This window comes from Aquimarina sp. (assembly GCF_977115655.1).
In genome coordinates this window covers 1-17009 of sequence record NZ_CDSBKO010000066.1, presented here as the reverse complement: position 1 = coordinate 17009, position 17009 = coordinate 1, and the positions used below count along the sequence as shown (strand labels likewise).

The window sequence follows — 17009 nt, the reverse complement described above, 5'->3', positions numbered from 1 at the left end:
GGTTCAATTTATATACAATCAAGGGCTGACCTAAGGTATCAACTTGCTTTTCCTCTTCTCAAGAGCAAGTGTTTCTTTAGGCACAAATACATGCTTAATTATCTGTTAAGCTATTTCCATACACGTATTTATCTACTAGCCTTTATGCTTTAATTCAAACAATCAATTAATCCCTAAGCAATAGCTGAAATTGAATGAATGAATTATTAATATTTGCTTTTACCAAAATTCCTTTTTTATACAAATACTGATTCTTTTTTCCGTTATGTAATGTGAGCTCATAATAATTCTCTCCTATTCTTGCTAATTCACCATATTGTGCTGAATGTTCAGAAAACACCTTTTTAACGGTGCTTGGTTCTTCAAAAAAAAGTTTAACGCCACTATATGTAATTTTATCTTCGATTTTATGGTATTTTTTATTTTTTGAATTAATTAAATAATATGGATCTTTCCATTGAATATCAGATGAATGGTGCTGTTTATCATTTACTGTATTGTCTACATTTGCATAAATAAGTTGCTCTTGATTATAAACTGCTTTCAGGTCATATTTCAGATGTATATTAACCAATAGTTTTACTTGTACATCAAGGTGGTAATTAAATGAAATTTTATTGTCTATTATATTTTTTGATACTTTCAAAATTCCTATAGTATCTTTTTTAAAAATAATATCATAAATATTGGTTTGTGCATGGGATGTATAAAAAAATACTGACCAAAAAAGACAAACAACAAACTTTAAAGTTTTTTTTTCTATAAATCCCATTGTGTACTTTATTAGAATAAATTTCAATAAAAGTAGTACATATATAACTTTAAAAAAAGAGGGTGCCTGAAAAGTCAAACACCCTCTTTTTTTTATTATGAATACTTCAAAAAACCGACTCTAAAAGAAGATTTTACGGAAAGTAATAAAGTTTTTTAGAAAATATTACAAATAATTAAGCTGAATTTTATCAAAATTTACTTTTTAGACAGCCTCTTTTGGTTGTTATCTTCTGTAGCGTTTTTTATTAATAAAAAACGTGTTATTATTTTTTTATTTATTAATCTACCTGCTCAAGAGCAATAATAGTTCTGACAACATATTCCTGTTCGTCCCCTTCTTCATCGATTTCAGTTTCGGTTTCAGAAATATAGGTTATGTTAAAGATTTTACCTATATATTTCCCTTCGCTTAAATCCTCTTTTTCACTAACCTCTGAACTAATTTTAGAAAAAACAATGATATCTTCTTCTCCATCTTCATCGGTATATTTAAACCCAAATGTATCTCCGTCATAACCATCATAAACACCTGTTATTGTTTCAGTTTCCTGATTATTGTCTATTTTTTCAATTGCAAATGTATGGATACAAAAAAACAATGTAAATACTACCGGAATTAATTTTTTTATATGTTTCATTTTATGTAAAACTTTAAATTATAATATTATATTTTTTTTCCAGAAGTTTATCACCTCAAGTCTGGTTCTTTTAGCAAGTATTCTCTAAGAAACTTACGTGTGATATATTGACCACATTTTATACCTGATTTTTTTGAATCTACCTTTTTTATGTAAAGAATCACTTTTACAGGGATTTACAACTTAAAATTTATTTATATAATACCATATTTTTTTATGCTAGTTCTAATTTTTCGATTTTATAGACAATAAAATCTTCATCTTTATTTTCTTGATATTCAGAATAAGTTATCACAAAACTTTTTCCTCTGAACTTATCTGTTTTAAGGTCAAATTTTCTAATTGCAGTCATCGATATTTTTTGAAACACCAGGGTATCCCCATTGTCCATCACAAACTGATAGTATCCATTATAGTATTTCTTAAACATTCCGTACTCGACATTTTGATTAACAACTATGCCTTTCATTGCCTTTGCATTTAATCAATATTACATAGCTTAAAAAGTTGTTTTACTACTTTTTTATCTGATTTACCAAGGGATTTTGCTACTTGCTCCCAATGTACCCACATAATATTTTTAAATTTATGTGGTTCTGCCAACTCAAATGGTTTATGTGGATCTCTACAAAAGAAATAATGTTTGGTTAGTCTTTGTTTTTCATTTTGTTCGATAGTAACAGAACAATGGTATATCAGGTCTTCCTCAGAAATTTTCACTCCTGTTTCTTCATAGGTTTCTCTAATAAGAGCTGTTTCCGGGGATTCTCCGGGTTCTAAAAACCCTCCGACCAATCCGTATCGTGTTTCGTCAGCTAGTTTTTGCAAAACCAGGATATTTTCTCCTTGAAACACAATCAACCTTGATTTTTCTTTATGTTTCTTTATTTTCACACCAAATAATTTATATTTGAATTTGACATTATATACTAATCATGAGGTACTAAATTTACTATTTACCCCATAATAATTGGTCAATATGGATTCCATTTCTTTTTCTCCATTTTCAATTTCCATAACTTGTTGCCATAAATCTTCATTCAAAAGCTCTCGTAAAGGTTGATTGACTTTTGAGATATACTTAAAGGCTTTTATTAATTTTTTATCCCAGGACTTATAATATTTAGGCAAATCATCCGGATACACAATTTTTCTTCTGGTTCCTTCATTGATTCCTCTAAAGGGTTTATCTATATTTAGGTATCCATAATCATCTGTTAATTGTTCTCCGGGATGAATATCCCTTATGGCTACCTCAAAATTATATGCCGTGGTAAGACAATTAGAGTTAAAACTATGGTTTACGAATCTTCCATTATCCCAACAAAGCACCAGATTACCTTTATTGTTTTTGTAGGCGTAAGTTTCTAAAATATCTTTGTATATAGGTTCTAAGGAGTTATATTCATTTAACGTAAACTCACGATCAAATTTATCTAACACCCAAGTAATAGTTCCCATAGGAATAAGCTCTTTGGCTACAACACCATAACCCACCTCAGGGCTTATGTGTTTAATTTCGGTGTGTGGATGTATCATTTTTATATTAAATCATATTTTAAATTTTAGTTTTTTTTCAATTGCTTCTATCATTATGTTGGCTATATCCAAACCTGTTGCATTTTCGATTCCTTCCAATCCAGGCGAAGAATTAACTTCTAATAACAATGGTCCTTTATTGGATCGAATAATATCCACTCCTGCTACCGGAAGGTTTAATATTTTTGCTGCTTTGACAGCCAGTTTACGCTCTTCAGAAGTTATCTTTATTTTAGAAGCTGTTCCTCCCTGATGTATATTTGCTCTAAACTCGCCTTTGGCAGCTTGCCTTTGCATGGATGCTACTACTTTTCCATTAACTACAAAGCACCTTATATCCTGGCCATTAGCTTCTTTAATAAATTCCTGAACAAGGATATTGGTTTGCACACTTTTAAAGGCATTAATAACACTTTCTGCTGCTTTATTTGTTTCTGCCAGAACTACTCCTTTACCTTGTGTGCTTTCTAAAAGTTTAATAATTAATGGTGCACCATTTACCATTTTAATTAAATCTTTGGTGTCTAAAGGGGATTTTGCAAATCCTGTTATTGGTATATGGATATCGTGTTTGGCAAACAACTGTGTTGCTAATAATTTATCTCTGGATTGTGTTATAGCTTCTGCAGAGTTGAGACAGTATGCCCCCATAGAGTCAAATTGACGAATCAATGCGCAAGCATAAAATGTAACCGAAGGTTTAATCCTAGGTATAATGGCATCAAATTCATCTATAATATTACCTCCTCTATACCGTATTTCTGGTTCTATAGCATCTAATTTCATATAGGCTTGCTCTACATTCAAAAAGACCATTTCGTGCCCTCTTGCAATACCTGCCTCAATCACTCTTTTATTACTATATAACTCTGGATTACTTGCTAGCAATGCAATTTTAAGTCCTGATTTTTCTTTTATAAAAGGCGCATATTTTTTTGAAACTTGTTCTTTTGTAAAACCGGTTTCTAAATATGTCTCGGACGGATTTACTATATAGCGATTCATTAGTGCTTCTCTGCCTAGTAACATTCTAAACTCCATAGCATCTCTATTGGCAAGTGTTAGCTCTATTTCAAAAGTTTGATTACCAATAGTTACGAGGGTTTTAATCACATAACGTTGTTCTGAAATACCTGAAGAACTTTTTACTAAGCGTTTATCATAAAGTCTTGTCTCACAAGTAATAAAAATACTACGGTTATCCTGGATAGGGTTTACCTCAAAGCGCACCCACTCTTCGGTTCCCCTATGAATAATTTTAATATTGTTGGCTTGTATTGAAGATGTTTTTGCTCCAGAATCTACCCTTGCTTTAATTGCTGGTATACCAAACTCTTTAAACACACACCATTCTTCACTTCCTATTACTCTTAAATTTTCTATTTCCAATTTGTTTTATTTTATACTAATTTTAATACGAACATATTTACGACTTCTACCAAGATAAGAATAATGATAATCCATTCTAACTTGCTACTTTCCCTGTGAAACATAATATCTTTAAATAATTCGAGGTTTTCTTTAATAACCTCTATCTGATCCTGAATGCTTCTATATCTGTCTTTAAGATCAAAAGCTTTTTTAAGATCCTGGTCAAATTTATTTAATATCTCATCATCCCAAGTCACATCATGAGAATCGAATATATATAAATTTTCAGATATTTTATTTTTAATATTTAAAACTTTGCCTATGTATTTTTTGAGTTTTTTACCACTAATATCCAATTTACCTTTTTCTTCAAGATATATGGTATGTGTATTAGTTTCTTCCAAAATCAACTCAGATATAAGAGCATAACTATCCAAAGCCACAGATTGAGATATATTAAGCATAATAAGGCGCAGTTTATCTACTGAAAACTCTGGTAAATTTACATACCCGGGAGTTATCTCGCCATCGCCATTTCCTACAAAAATTTCGATCTGGTCAGAAAGTTTATCTTGAAGAGGGTTTTTGCTAAACTGTAAAATTTGGTTGGTAATTTGTTGAGTTTCATTTTTTTCTACATTATAAAAACAGATTACTCCATATTTAAAAATATAGATATATTGCTCATTATCTTTTTCATAAAACAACTCATCTGTACCCGAAAACAATAATGTTCCTTTAAAATCGAGCTTACAGTTTTTTATTGAAATTGCATCTGCAACCTGAATAGCATAAGCATCATTACTCATTTTTTTTATGCAGTAAATATCTCGTTAGGATTCTTAAAGCTTTTAAACTCTACCATGTATCCATTAGGGTCTTTGACAAAAAAAGAAAGGTGTTCTCCTACTTTGTTTTCAAAAAATGTAGTCTCTGTGGTTACTTCCAAATCCATTGAAAAAAGTCGGGAATACAATTTTCCCCACGCCTCTACATCTATAATTACCCCAAAATGAAACGAAGGCAGGATTTGTTCTCCCAGACGATAGCTTTTGAAATCAAAACTAAAGTCTCCTGCTTTGGTAAAAGTAATTTGATTACCATAAAGATCTATATCTGCCCATGTATCTGTATTTCGCCCTAATCTCGCACCTAGTTTATAGGTATAAAAATCTATAGTGCTTTGTATATCTTCGCAAGGAAGTGCTAAATGGAACTCTGCTTTTTTCATTTTTTATCTATTATATTTTTGAGTGTTTTATATGCAATGATTCGAATATTTTTAGAAACCTAAGGCACAAAAACGATTCTATCTAGCAAGCCGGATGAAGCTTTCATTTTAGAAATCAGCCTGAAAATTTGATGTCTTATCCATAAGACTACTTTTGGAGTAGACCTCTTTATTCTCCCAAACCCGAATCTGAAAAAAAAGTTCATTTATCTAGGCAATACATTATTAATATATCAAAAGTAATAAAAAAGTTATATCAATTTTTTTTTTGCGCAAAAAAACACATTCTCGCCTAATAAACGATAAAACAATCTTTTACTGATATAGAACTCATCTTGACTTTTTCTATTTCCTAAAAAAAAATGGCTGAAATTTACCCATATTTCGTTACTTTTCTTACCCGTAGCGCTACTATGGCTTTCAAAAAGTGCCTCATTTGGTCAAATTTCAACTCATTTTCGGTTAAAAACAAAAAGTCAAGATGGGTTCATATATAACATGCCTTTGAAAAAATGGCTAAAAAACATCTACATTAAAAAAAAATGAAAACTAGCATTAAAGAATTAAAATTGTACAGATTTTTTGATTTCTTTATTTGTAAATTTGATAACAACTATAAATCCAAAAAAATCTGATGAAACGAGTTTTGGTTCCTGTTGATTTTTCCAACAACGCTTCTAACGCATTAGATTATGCCAGAATGCTCTTTGCTTCAGAGAGCTGCATATTTTTTTTATTACATGTATACATTGGTAACACTCCTAATTTATTAAATGAGGAATATACTAATCCCATGTCTAAAGAATCCAAGGAAAACCTCAACAACCTGCTAAATAAAATTGTTGAAAGTAATGATAACATAAGGCATAGCTTTGAAAAAATCACCCAGACTGACCCTCTTGTCAAAGCCATAAATACTATTATACTATCCAAAAATATAGATTTTATAACCATGGGAACCAAAGGTGCCAAGGGTGCTAAAGAAATTTTTCTTGGCAGTAATGCGGTAAGAGTGATTAATGGAGTACATAATTGCCCTATAATTTTGGTTCCTCAAAATTATAAAATAAAAATTCCTTCGTTAATTGCTTTTTCTACAAATTTTAAAAGAGCTTTTGATAAAAGGGAGCTTAAATTGCTAATTTCTATTGCTTCATCTTGTAATGCAAAAATAAATATAACCAGGATTATGGAAGAGGAATATCTAACAGACTCCCAGTCCGAAAATAAAGAAAATCTAAAAAGGCTATTTAATGACTTGGATTATATTTTTTGTAAAATAGACGTAGAAACTTCAGAAACCAATGCTTTAAGAGATTTTGTGAAACAAACAGAAAGTGATTTGATATCTTTAGTGCATCACAAACACAATTTTTTTCAAAAGATAACGGAAGAGGATGTGGTTGATAAAATAAGTTTTAACAGCCCGGTACCTCTTTTAATATTACCTGAATTAAAATAAAACCTTAGCTCTTTATCGAACTCATTCCATTTTTTGGATGTATTTAGCCTTATAACATTTATGTATCGTTATACCTTAATAAACGTAACGCATTAATAACTACAATTAACGTAGAGCCTTCGTGAATTGCTACTGCTGTGCCTATATTGGCTATCCCAAGTAAGGTTGCAGGGATTAAAAAAGCTACAATCCCTAAACTTATCCATAAGTTTTGTTTAATTATAGATTTAGATTTTCTACTTAACCCAATTACAAAAGGTAAATTTTCGATCTTATCAGACATTAAAGCTACATCGGCGGTTTCGAGTGCTACATCGCTTCCTGCGGCTCCCATTGCAATACCAACAGTACTATTTGCTATTGCCGGAGCGTCGTTTACCCCATCCCCAATCATTGCTATTTTAGAATATCGTTGTTTGAACTCTTCTATAGCTGCTACTTTGTCTTCTGGTAACAGGTTGCCTCTTACCTCTGTTATTCCTATTTGTTTTGCTATAGAATTTCCCACATTTTGATGATCCCCTGTAAGCATTATCATTTTTTTAATACCTATAGTTTTTAAACGACTTAATGTGTTTTTTGCACTTTCTCTGGGTATATCCATCACACTTAACAAACCGATTAATTCGTTATTAAATGCTACTAACATTGTCGTCTCACCGTTTTGCAACAACTCCTGTAGTTTTGTCTCAGTTTCTACACAGATTGATATGTTTTGGTCTGTCATCAACTCTTTATTACCTATATACACCTCTTGTTCTCTGTAAATTGCTTTTAGTCCTTTTCCTTGAATGGCTTGTGCATTTGTTGCTTTATTTTTTCCTTCTGCACCGTATTTTGCTTTTATATCTTTTACTATTGCTTTTGCCAAAGGGTGGTTACTTAAGCTTTCTACATTTGTTACGATATCTAAAAAGGTATTTTTATCAAATCCGTTAAAAACAATAAGATTAGTCAATTTAGGTTTTCCTTCGGTTAAGGTTCCTGTTTTATCAAAGGCAATTATGGTAAGACTACCCAAATCCTCTAAAGCACGCCCCCCTTTTATAAGAACTCCACCTTTTGCTGCTCTGGCAATTGCACTTAACACAGCACTTGGGGTAGAAATAGCTAATGCACAAGGACTGGCAGATACCAATACACTAATAGCCCTGTACAGGCTTTCTTTTACTGTTTCGTCGATTACCAAATATGCAAAACATAAAATAACTACCAATACAATTACTACCGGCACAAACCATTTTTCAAATTTTTTAGTTAGTAGTTGGGTAGGTGACTTTTTTGTTTCTACCTCGCTAACCATTTTAATTAGTCTGGAAATGGTAGAGTCTTTACTTAGCTTTAATACTTGTACCTCTATACTACTATCCCCATTAATGGTCCCTGTAAAAACAACATTGTTTTTATGAATATCCTTAAATTCTGGCAGGTTTTCCGGATTAGCGTACGCTGTTTTATCTACCGGCATACTCTCTCCTGTTATAGGAGCCTGATTAATGCTGCTACTTCCTTTTATAATAACCCCATCTGCAGAGATTTTAGCATTTGGTTTTACTACAATAACATCGTTAAGTTGCAACTCTTCTACCGCAACTTCTATTATAGTATTTCCTTTTTTGGCTAAAGCTGTTTTTGGCGATAAATCTCCCAAAGCTTCTATGGATTTTTTTGCTTTATTCATGGCAAAATGCTCTAAAGCGTGCCCTATACTAAATAAAAAAAGTAAAAGTGCTCCTTCATGCCAACTACCAATATATGCTGCTCCTATAGCTGCAATAATCATTAAAAAATCTATTTCAAATTCTCTTTTTTTGATTTTACCAACAGCTTCTAAAACGGTGTAGTATCCCCCAAAGAAATAGGACAAAACAAAACTTGTTAATACTCCCCAATCCGGTGCATTGATGAGCCTGTACAGGATTATTCCTGTAAAAAAGAATATCCCGCTTAATATCGCAAAATACAACTCTGTTTTTTCTCCAAAAACACCTCTGTGATTATGATCGTGGTCGTGGTTTTCTGAATGTTTATGTCCCATTTTTAACTTATAGCTTTACAACTACAAAGGTACTTTAAGCACTACTGCATTGTATGTGCATTATTGGCTACACTTGTCACAAACTCCTTTTACCAGCATATTTATATCTTCTGGAATAAATTTTTTTGGCAAACTTATTTGTGGTATTTGATGATTTGTTAAGCAAACTGTTTCTCTGCAACTATTACAATGAAAGTGCAAATGTAAGTCCCTATGTTTTTCTGGTTTATTTTCATGATTACATAATGCGTATTTAGGAATACCCGTTCCATCATCAATTTGATGTACAACTCCTTTTTCTTCAAACGTTTTAAGGGTTCTGTATAGTGTTGTTCTATCTGATTTTTCAAAATTATTTTCTACAACAGACAGACTTACTGCTGTAGTTTTAGATTCTATAAACCGGTAAACCAACATTCGCATAGCGGTAGGTCTAATACCATATTGTTGTAATATTTTTTCTATTTTTTTCATTCTCTTTAGTGTGAGTGCTCTGCTTCACTTTTTTTCATTTCTGCCACCAAATAATACGCTCCACTTTTTACTACCAATACCTTTTTATCGGTTTTATCTTTAAAATCAAAAGCAGTAAATCCATTACTGGCAGATGTAACGATAATTTCTTTGGGTACAAATCCCCAGGTACCATTGTCTTCCTTTTTGGCAGTAAACACATAGGATATACCTCCTTCCTCAAAAATAGCATCTTCTGGCAAGGCTTGCTCCATTTTATTTTCTGTTAATATTCTGGCATTCACATACATTCCCGGGATCAGGTTGTTGTTTTTATTTTCTATTTCTGCATGAACATGTAATGCTTTTGGTTCTTCTTCAAAAGATTTTCCTACAGAATAAATATTTGCGGTCATTTCCTGATTGCCTAATGCTTCTATCATAAAAGTAACTAATTGCCCATTTTTCACTTTACTAATATCTTTTTCAAAAACCATTAAGTCTGCATGTATATGCTCTGTGTTTACAATTTCGAACATTGGGGTTTGTGGCTGTACGTATTGCCCTGATTTGATTTGCACTTTTTCTACAAATCCATCTATGGGGCTTTTAACAGGTGCTGCCTGTACTATATTTCCTTCTCTTACCTTTTGCGAAGAGATCCCTAATAATTGTAATTGACTTTCGTATCCTTTGGCTAATCCTTTACTGCTTGAAAACTCGGATTTTGCTTGTTGATAATCCCTGCCAGAACCTACTCCTGCATCATACATTTTTTTTTGACGATTATAATCCTGCTCCAGAAATGTAAGCCTATTATAAGCTTCCATATATTTGGTTTGCATCGTAATTATATCCGGATGACTAATATATGCCAAAACTTGTCCTTTGCGAACCTCATCTCCTTCTATAACATTGATGCCACTTATATTCGCCCCTAAAATACTGGTTACAACTGCTTCATTTTGCGGTGGCACACCTAGTTTACCATTTACCTGTATAAAATCCCCCATATTACGTTTAGAAACAGTATCTATTTTAATATGTAATGCCTCTATTTGTTCCTGGGTTAAGGTTAGCTCTTCTTCATGCTCCTCTTTTGTTTCTTTATTTTCTGTTTGGTTTTCTTCTATATCCTCTTTATCCTGTGTTTTACTAAGAGTCCCGTTACAGCTTACTAACATTATCGTGCTAATAAGAGTTATAATTATATATAAATGGATGTTTTTCATCGGTATGTTTTTATTGTTTTGAAGTTAAAAAATATTCTAACTGTATTTTACTATCTAAGTATTGTTGAAGCACCACCCAGGTATTGATCTCTAATTGAATAGCATCTTTCATGTTTTGAAGAAAAGCAATGTATCCCATAGCTCCTTCTTTATAAGATAAAGTAGCACCATTACGCTGTTCTATAGCTAATGGCAACGCTTCGTTTTTATAATATCCCCAACTTTTTTGCAATTGCTCAAACTGAGTTACCCTAGTATTAAATTCTCTTTTTAATTGGGTTTCTTTTATTTTATTTTCTTGTTCCACAATTTGTGCGTTGATCTTTAGTGCTTTTGTTTCTGCCTTGGTTTTATTAAAAACCAAAGGTATTTGCACCCCTATCTGATAGCTATTAAATCCGGATTGATCCCCTATGGTTTGAAATCCATATTGTGCAAACAGCTTTGGCAAAAATTGGGTGTTTGCAACTCTGTATTGAGCTTTGGCAACTTCCTGCTGGGTTCGCCAATACACCATTAAGGGATGATCTTTCATGGTTGTTTCTATTACCAAAAAATCGACCTCTAATTTATCTATAGGAATGGCTGTAACATCATACGATTTCTCATCAAACAGCCATTGATTTAGTTCTTGTAATGCTATTTGATAAGATGTGTATGCCTGTTGTTTTTGCAAAGTGATCCATTTTCCCTGATTGGCTGTCGCATTGTATTCTAGTTTTGAAATTGCTTCGGTTTCGAACCGCAGATCGATTGCTTTATTCAAGTTTGAAAATACGGTTTCTATTTCTGCATAGGAGGCATAGATTTGTTTTGCTGTATAGGCTTTAACCCATGCAGATTGCACACTTTTTTTAACTTCTGAAACTGTAATCTCTACATTTGTTTCGGCTAATTTTATGTTTTCTTTAGCTAATCTGCTTTTTGATGCTATCCCAAAAACATCTATATTATTTTGTCCTATCCCCAGAATTGTATAGGTTGCATCGTTACTATTATTTCCTATTTCTTCTCCTGAAGTAAAGATCTTGGTATTCCCAAAATCCCATGCCGTAGTTTTTAGTGTTTTTTCCTTCTCTACAGATAATTTTGCAGATTCTATGGCTGGATAATTTTGCAATGCTACAGTAACCGCTTCTTTCATAGATACAGATGGTTGTTGTGCTGTAGTCATCCCAAAGCAAAATAGTATTAAAACAAATATCGCTATGGGGCTTGATGTTATCATTTTCATTTTTTGTTGTTCTTTGGATTCGATCCATTTATACAGAATCGGAATAACAAACAGGGTTAATAAAGTAGCGGTTAATAATCCGCCTATAACTACTGTAGCCAAAGGTCTTTGTACTTCGGCTCCGGAGGAGGAGGATAATGCCATTGGTAAAAACCCTAGCATATCTGTTAGCGCTGTTAATAATATAGGTCGAATACGTCTTCGTGTTCCTATCTTAATACGATCATTAATATCTGTAACTCCTTCTTCCTTGAGTTCATTAAAACCACTAATTAACACTAAGCCGTTTAATACCGCTACCCCAAACAGTACAATAAATCCTACTCCGGCAGAAATACTAAATGGCATATCCCTAAGTATTAATGAAAAAATCCCTCCTATGGTAGCCAAAGGAATTGCCATATAAATCATTATGGTTTGTTTAAAAGATTTTAGTGCAAAAAAGATGAGAATAAAAATCAACCCCAGAGCTATTGGCACTACAATTTTTAGTTTACTTGTAGCTCGTTCCAGGTTTTCAAATGCACCTCCATAGCGAATATAATATCCAGATGGCAGAGATATATTTGCTTCCATTTTTTGTTTAATCTCTTCTACCAAGGATTTAATATCCCGACCTCGTACATTAATTCCAACATAAATACGGCGATTCGTATTATCCCTGCTAATTTGCATTGGCCCCGGCTTGTAGCTTATCGTTGCTACCTCTTTTAACGGAATTTGTGCTCCGCCGGGTAAGGTAACAAATACGTTTTTAACGCTATTCAAATCTTTGCGAAACCCCTCCTTTAAACGCACCACCAGGTCAAAGCGTTTTTCTCCTTCAAAAATGGTTCCGGCTACCCCCCCGGCAAAAGCGGTTTCGATAAGGGTATTTAGCTCTTTGATCTGCAACCCATATTGTGCTATTTTATTTCGGTTATACACAATTGTAATTTGTGGTTGCCCGGCGGTAGCTTCTACTTTCATATCTGCTACCCCATCTACCGTTGCAATTATTTTACCCATTTCTTCTGCTTTTTGAGCTAAAACGTCTAAATCATCTCCATAAAGTTTTACTGCTATATCTTCTCGAACCCCTGTTATAAGCTCATTAAACCTCATTTCTATAGGTTGTGTAAATTCATAATTTACCCCGGGAATTTGTTCTACTTTTTCTTTTATTTTATGAATAAGTTCTTCTTTTGAAGTAGCATTTGTCCATTCTGAAACGGGTTTTAGAATTACAAAAACATCGGCAATATCCATTGGCATTGGATCTGTTGGCACGTCTGCAACTCCTATTCTACTTATAACCTCTATAGCTTCAGGAAAGTTTTTCTTTATCATACTTTCAATTCTGGTAGTCGTCGAAATTGTTTCAGACAGAGAGCTTCCTGGTTTTAAGATAGCATGAAACGCCAAATCTCCTTCGTCTAACTGGGGTATAAATTCTCCTCCCATTCTGGTAAACACAAGGGTGGATATTGCTAACAGCACCACTGCAGAAAGGATAATAAGCTTTCCTTTTTTTAAAGCTTTTGACAAGCTGTTTTCATACATACCCTCTAACCAATGTACAATTTTGTCTCCCCAATATTGTTTTTCGGTTTTTGGCACTTTTAAAAACACTGCGGTGATCATTGGTACATAGGTTAGACAAAGCACCATTGCCCCTATCATTGCAAAGCCAAAAGTTAATGCCATTGGCTTGAACATTTTTCCTTCTACTCCTTCTAAAGCTAAAATTGGCAAGAATACTATAAGGATTATAAATTGCCCAAAGAAAGCAGTATTCATCATTTTTGAAGAAGCTACCCTGGTTACTTCGTCTCTTATTTTGGGAGTTATTTGTTCTCCTTTTTTTATTCGTTGGTACAAATAGAAAACGGTACTTTCTACAATAATAACTGCTCCATCTACAATAATCCCAAAATCTATAGCTCCCAAACTCATTAGGTTTGCCCATACATCAAAAATATTCATTAATATAAAAGCAAAAAGCAGGGATAATGGTATGGTAGATGCGACTACCAAACCACCCCGCCAATTACCCAGAAAAAATACCAGAATAAAGATTACGATCAATGCTCCTTCTAATAAATTATTTTTAACAGTAGAGGTGGTACTGGCTATTAATTTACTACGGTCTAAAAATGGCTTTATGGTTATCCCTTCTGGTAACGATTTTTGAATTTCAGATATTCTGGCGGTTACATTTTTAATAACATCATTGGTACTGGCTCCCTTCAACATTAAAATCATTCCTCCAACGGCTTCGCCTTCACCGTTTTTTGTTAAGGCTCCATAACGTGTGGCGTTTCCAAACTGTACGGTTGCGATATCTTTAATCGTAATCGGGATTCCTTGTTTATTGGTGACTACAATTTTTTTAATATCCTCTAATGTCCGAACCAGTCCTTCTCCCCTAATAAAATTAGCTTGATGGTTTTTTTCTATATAGGCACCTCCTGTGTTTTGATTATTGTTTTCTAAAGCTTTATATACATCATTAATAGTGATGCCTATCGCTTTAAGGTCGTTTGGATCGATACTAACTTCGTATTGTTTTGCACTACCGCCAAAAGCATTTACTTCGACAACCCCGGATACCATTGCCATTTGCCTGCGAATGATCCAATCCTGGATCGTACGGAGTTCTGTAGCATCGTAGGTGTTCTTAAATTCTGGTGCTATTTCTAATGTATATTGATAGATTTCGCCCAGACCTGTAGAAATTGGCCCCATAAAAGGCTCTCCAAAACCTTCCGGGATATTGGATTTAATTTCATTTAGCTTTTCGGCCACTAATTGCCTGGGTAAGTAGGTATCTAAATCGTCGCTAAAAACTATGGTTACCACAGATAACCCAAAGCGGGATATAGATCTTATTTCGGTAACTTCTGGCAGGTTAGCTACTGCAACCTCTATAGGATAGGTAACAAATTGCTCGATATCTTCTGTACCCAGATTGGGTGCTTGTGTAATTATTTGTACCTGATTATTGGTTATATCGGGAACTGCATCTACAGGTACTTTTGTAATGCTATAGATTCCGCCTGCAATTAATGCAAACGTGAACAATGCAATAACAAACTTGTTATGGATTGAAAAGTCAATCAGTCTATTAATCATAGAATAAAATTTAATTCAGTTAAAATAATTTGCCTGAAGGCAAAACGAAAAGGACATAGGTATCCCTGTAAAATCTGAATTAAACCCTGGGTGGTTGTAGAATAGAGTAGTTTACCTCTTGCTTAGAAGTTACCAAACGTGTATTTACTATTTTGGATATTTGTGGTGTTATAATCTTATAAGGATATACTCCGATTTCTGCTACATTTACATGGCAACACTGGCAGGAACAAAAAGGGGAGCACAAATCTGTATGATGGTTATCTGTATCCTGATCCTGATAATGAGCCAACTGCTCTTCTAGAGAGTTATTTTCTATAACAGCATCTTCACAAGGGATAAAAGATAACCCTAAGAAATAAACAGATAATATGATTACAAAAATTTTCACCATACAAAGATAAAGAAATATTGGTGCAATGGTATTGCAAAACTCTGGTTTCCTAGAAAATAGTCTTTTTTTATTGTTTTTTTAATATCCTATTTAGAATTTTGATATAAAGGGTTATAATTCTTGAAGCCCGGAACTATAATTTCTCTCCCCGTAGCTCTTTTTGTGCTCCCGGTTCTGTAAAACCTTTTCCCGGTGCTAAAAAATGCTTCCCGGCAGTATATATACCTTTCCCGTAGGTATAGAGACTCTTCCCGGCGGTTAGGATGGCTCTCCCGGCGCTATAAAAACCTCTCCCGGCAGGGTAATACTCTGTCCCGGCACTATAAAACGTCTTCCTTGCCGCCGGGATCGGGTATATTGCAGGCAGGAAGGTGTTTGGTGCCATCAAAAAGGCTGCTTATTGTGTTTAAAGAGCCTGGTTTTCTTAAAAAAGCGATATAACCATACCAAAAAACAGTGTTTCTGCAATATCCTACTACCTCTACATAAATTTAACTCTTAGCAAAATAGCATTACCTGTATAAGTTAGTATTTTTGCATCGCAAATTTTTATTACAATGCCTGTCAACCCCATTATCCTTTTTGTTTTATTATTAGTTTTCGTTTCCTTTACTACGTATTCTCAAAACTCTGAGGATAAGATAGATTCTTTGGATACACAACCCCCAGAATCTGTATGGCAACTACTTAAACATGATGGGGCATCTATATTTGGAGGGGTAAAACATACCTATACACAACCTTTTAAATGGAAAGGTAAAGATTGGGCTACTTTTGGAGGGGTAACAGCAGGAACGGCTGCTTTATTAACTATAGATAAACCTGCTAATACATATTTTACAAATCAAGGTAAAGATATTCCTAATGGTATACGTGAAATTGGTTTTCGGTTTGGAAAACCTTTACTTAATTATGGATTAACAACCAGTGTTTATGCATTTGGATTATTGACAAAAAACGAAAAAATCAGAAAAACAGGGGTGCTTCTTATTGCTTCAGCTACGGCAGGTGGTTTGATCCAAACGGTGAGTAAAACTTTAGCAGGTCGTGCAAGACCTACTATGGAGGAAGGAAACCTAAGTTTTCATTTTTGGTCTGATGAATCTGGTTACCATTCTTTTCCCTCTGGTCATACTATTCTTTCGTTTACTACTGCTTATGCAATAGGAAAACAGTTTAAAAATCCTTACCTAAAAGGAGGTATCTATGCAATAGGGTTAGTATCTCCTGTATCTCGTTTATGGGAAGGAGCACATTGGCTTACCGATGTGGCTTTGGGACTTGCTATAAGTATAGTTATTGTTGATGGGATAGATAATTATTTAAAGAAAACAGAACGTTATGCTTATCGTAATAAAAAGAATGCAATACGTTGGAATCTTAAATTAGGAGCGGGTCAAATAGGCGTTGTGGGTCGTTTTTAATCCAGGTTATGCAATAGAACTTCGTTATGAAGCTTTGAGATACAATGAAGACTGTTGTTTTCTTACTTTTAGCATAGCAGTTTACCCTGAGTTTATCGAAGGGCT

General features: G+C 33.6%; 15 protein-coding genes. 2 read left to right on the top strand and 13 right to left on the bottom strand.

Annotation, left to right across the window (positions count from 1 at the left end; all coding sequences use genetic code 11):
* Nucleotides 1–166: 166 nt before the first annotated feature.
* From ACZIYX_RS20495 to ACZIYX_RS20460, 8 genes are all read right to left on the bottom strand, one after another.
* Complete coding sequence (locus ACZIYX_RS20495; RefSeq protein ID WP_462684125.1) at nucleotides 167–772, bottom strand: DUF6134 family protein; 606 nt, start codon at nucleotides 770–772, stop codon at nucleotides 167–169.
* A 280-nt stretch (nucleotides 773–1052) separates the two neighbouring features.
* Nucleotides 1053–1412 (bottom strand): hypothetical protein, encoded by a 360-nt coding sequence (locus tag ACZIYX_RS20490; protein ID WP_462684124.1) that lies wholly within the window; start codon nucleotides 1410–1412, stop codon nucleotides 1053–1055.
* 214 nt (nucleotides 1413–1626) lie between these two features.
* Nucleotides 1627–1881 (bottom strand): hypothetical protein, encoded by a 255-nt coding sequence (locus ACZIYX_RS20485; protein ID WP_462684123.1) that lies wholly within the window; start codon nucleotides 1879–1881, stop codon nucleotides 1627–1629.
* Nucleotides 1882–1892: 11 nt separating this feature from the next.
* Nucleotides 1893–2306, bottom strand: coding sequence for an NUDIX hydrolase (locus ACZIYX_RS20480; protein ID WP_462684122.1), 414 nt, complete (start codon nucleotides 2304–2306; stop codon nucleotides 1893–1895).
* A 39-nt stretch (nucleotides 2307–2345) separates the two neighbouring features.
* The gene (locus tag ACZIYX_RS20475) at nucleotides 2346–2951 is read right to left on the bottom strand and encodes an SET domain-containing protein (protein WP_462684121.1); all 606 of its coding nucleotides are present in this window, start codon (nucleotides 2949–2951) and stop codon (nucleotides 2346–2348) included.
* A gap of 12 nt (nucleotides 2952–2963) precedes the next feature.
* The gene (rimK, locus tag ACZIYX_RS20470; RefSeq protein WP_462684139.1) at nucleotides 2964–4334 is read right to left on the bottom strand and encodes a 30S ribosomal protein S6--L-glutamate ligase; all 1371 of its coding nucleotides are present in this window, start codon (nucleotides 4332–4334) and stop codon (nucleotides 2964–2966) included.
* A gap of 17 nt (nucleotides 4335–4351) precedes the next feature.
* On the bottom strand, nucleotides 4352–5131 hold the full coding sequence (locus ACZIYX_RS20465) for an RMD1 family protein (protein WP_462684120.1): 780 nt from the start codon (nucleotides 5129–5131) through the stop codon (nucleotides 4352–4354).
* A 5-nt stretch (nucleotides 5132–5136) separates the two neighbouring features.
* Nucleotides 5137–5553, bottom strand: coding sequence for a VOC family protein (locus ACZIYX_RS20460; protein WP_462684119.1), 417 nt, complete (start codon nucleotides 5551–5553; stop codon nucleotides 5137–5139).
* A gap of 634 nt (nucleotides 5554–6187) precedes the next feature.
* Between ACZIYX_RS20460 and ACZIYX_RS20455 the strand changes: the two genes are divergently transcribed.
* Nucleotides 6188–7015 carry a universal stress protein gene (locus ACZIYX_RS20455; protein ID WP_462684118.1) on the top strand — a complete coding sequence of 276 codons (828 nt, stop codon included), beginning with the start codon at nucleotides 6188–6190 and terminating at the stop codon, nucleotides 7013–7015.
* Nucleotides 7016–7073: 58 nt separating this feature from the next.
* Here ACZIYX_RS20455 and ACZIYX_RS20450 read toward each other — a convergent pair whose 3' ends face one another.
* The 5 genes from ACZIYX_RS20450 to ACZIYX_RS20430 all read right to left on the bottom strand — a co-directional run bounded on the left by ACZIYX_RS20450 (nucleotide 7074) and on the right by ACZIYX_RS20430 (nucleotide 15480).
* Nucleotides 7074–9053, bottom strand: coding sequence for a heavy metal translocating P-type ATPase (locus tag ACZIYX_RS20450; protein ID WP_462684117.1), 1980 nt, complete (start codon nucleotides 9051–9053; stop codon nucleotides 7074–7076).
* A gap of 60 nt (nucleotides 9054–9113) precedes the next feature.
* Complete coding sequence (locus ACZIYX_RS20445; RefSeq protein ID WP_462684116.1) at nucleotides 9114–9527, bottom strand: Fur family transcriptional regulator; 414 nt, start codon at nucleotides 9525–9527, stop codon at nucleotides 9114–9116.
* A gap of 5 nt (nucleotides 9528–9532) precedes the next feature.
* Nucleotides 9533–10738, bottom strand: a complete 1206-nt coding sequence (locus ACZIYX_RS20440; protein ID WP_462684115.1) for an efflux RND transporter periplasmic adaptor subunit — start codon at nucleotides 10736–10738, stop codon at nucleotides 9533–9535.
* Nucleotides 10739–10748: 10 nt separating this feature from the next.
* Complete coding sequence (locus tag ACZIYX_RS20435) at nucleotides 10749–15086, bottom strand: CusA/CzcA family heavy metal efflux RND transporter (protein ID WP_462684114.1); 4338 nt, start codon at nucleotides 15084–15086, stop codon at nucleotides 10749–10751.
* Between the two features lie 79 nt (nucleotides 15087–15165).
* Nucleotides 15166–15480 (bottom strand): DUF6660 family protein, encoded by a 315-nt coding sequence (locus ACZIYX_RS20430; RefSeq protein WP_462684113.1) that lies wholly within the window; start codon nucleotides 15478–15480, stop codon nucleotides 15166–15168.
* Between the two features lie 557 nt (nucleotides 15481–16037).
* On the opposite strand from ACZIYX_RS20430, the gene ACZIYX_RS20425 reads away from it, so the two are divergent.
* Nucleotides 16038–16904 carry a phosphatase PAP2 family protein gene (locus tag ACZIYX_RS20425; protein WP_462684112.1) on the top strand — a complete coding sequence of 289 codons (867 nt, stop codon included), beginning with the start codon at nucleotides 16038–16040 and terminating at the stop codon, nucleotides 16902–16904.
* Nucleotides 16905–17009: the final 105 nt, after the last annotated feature.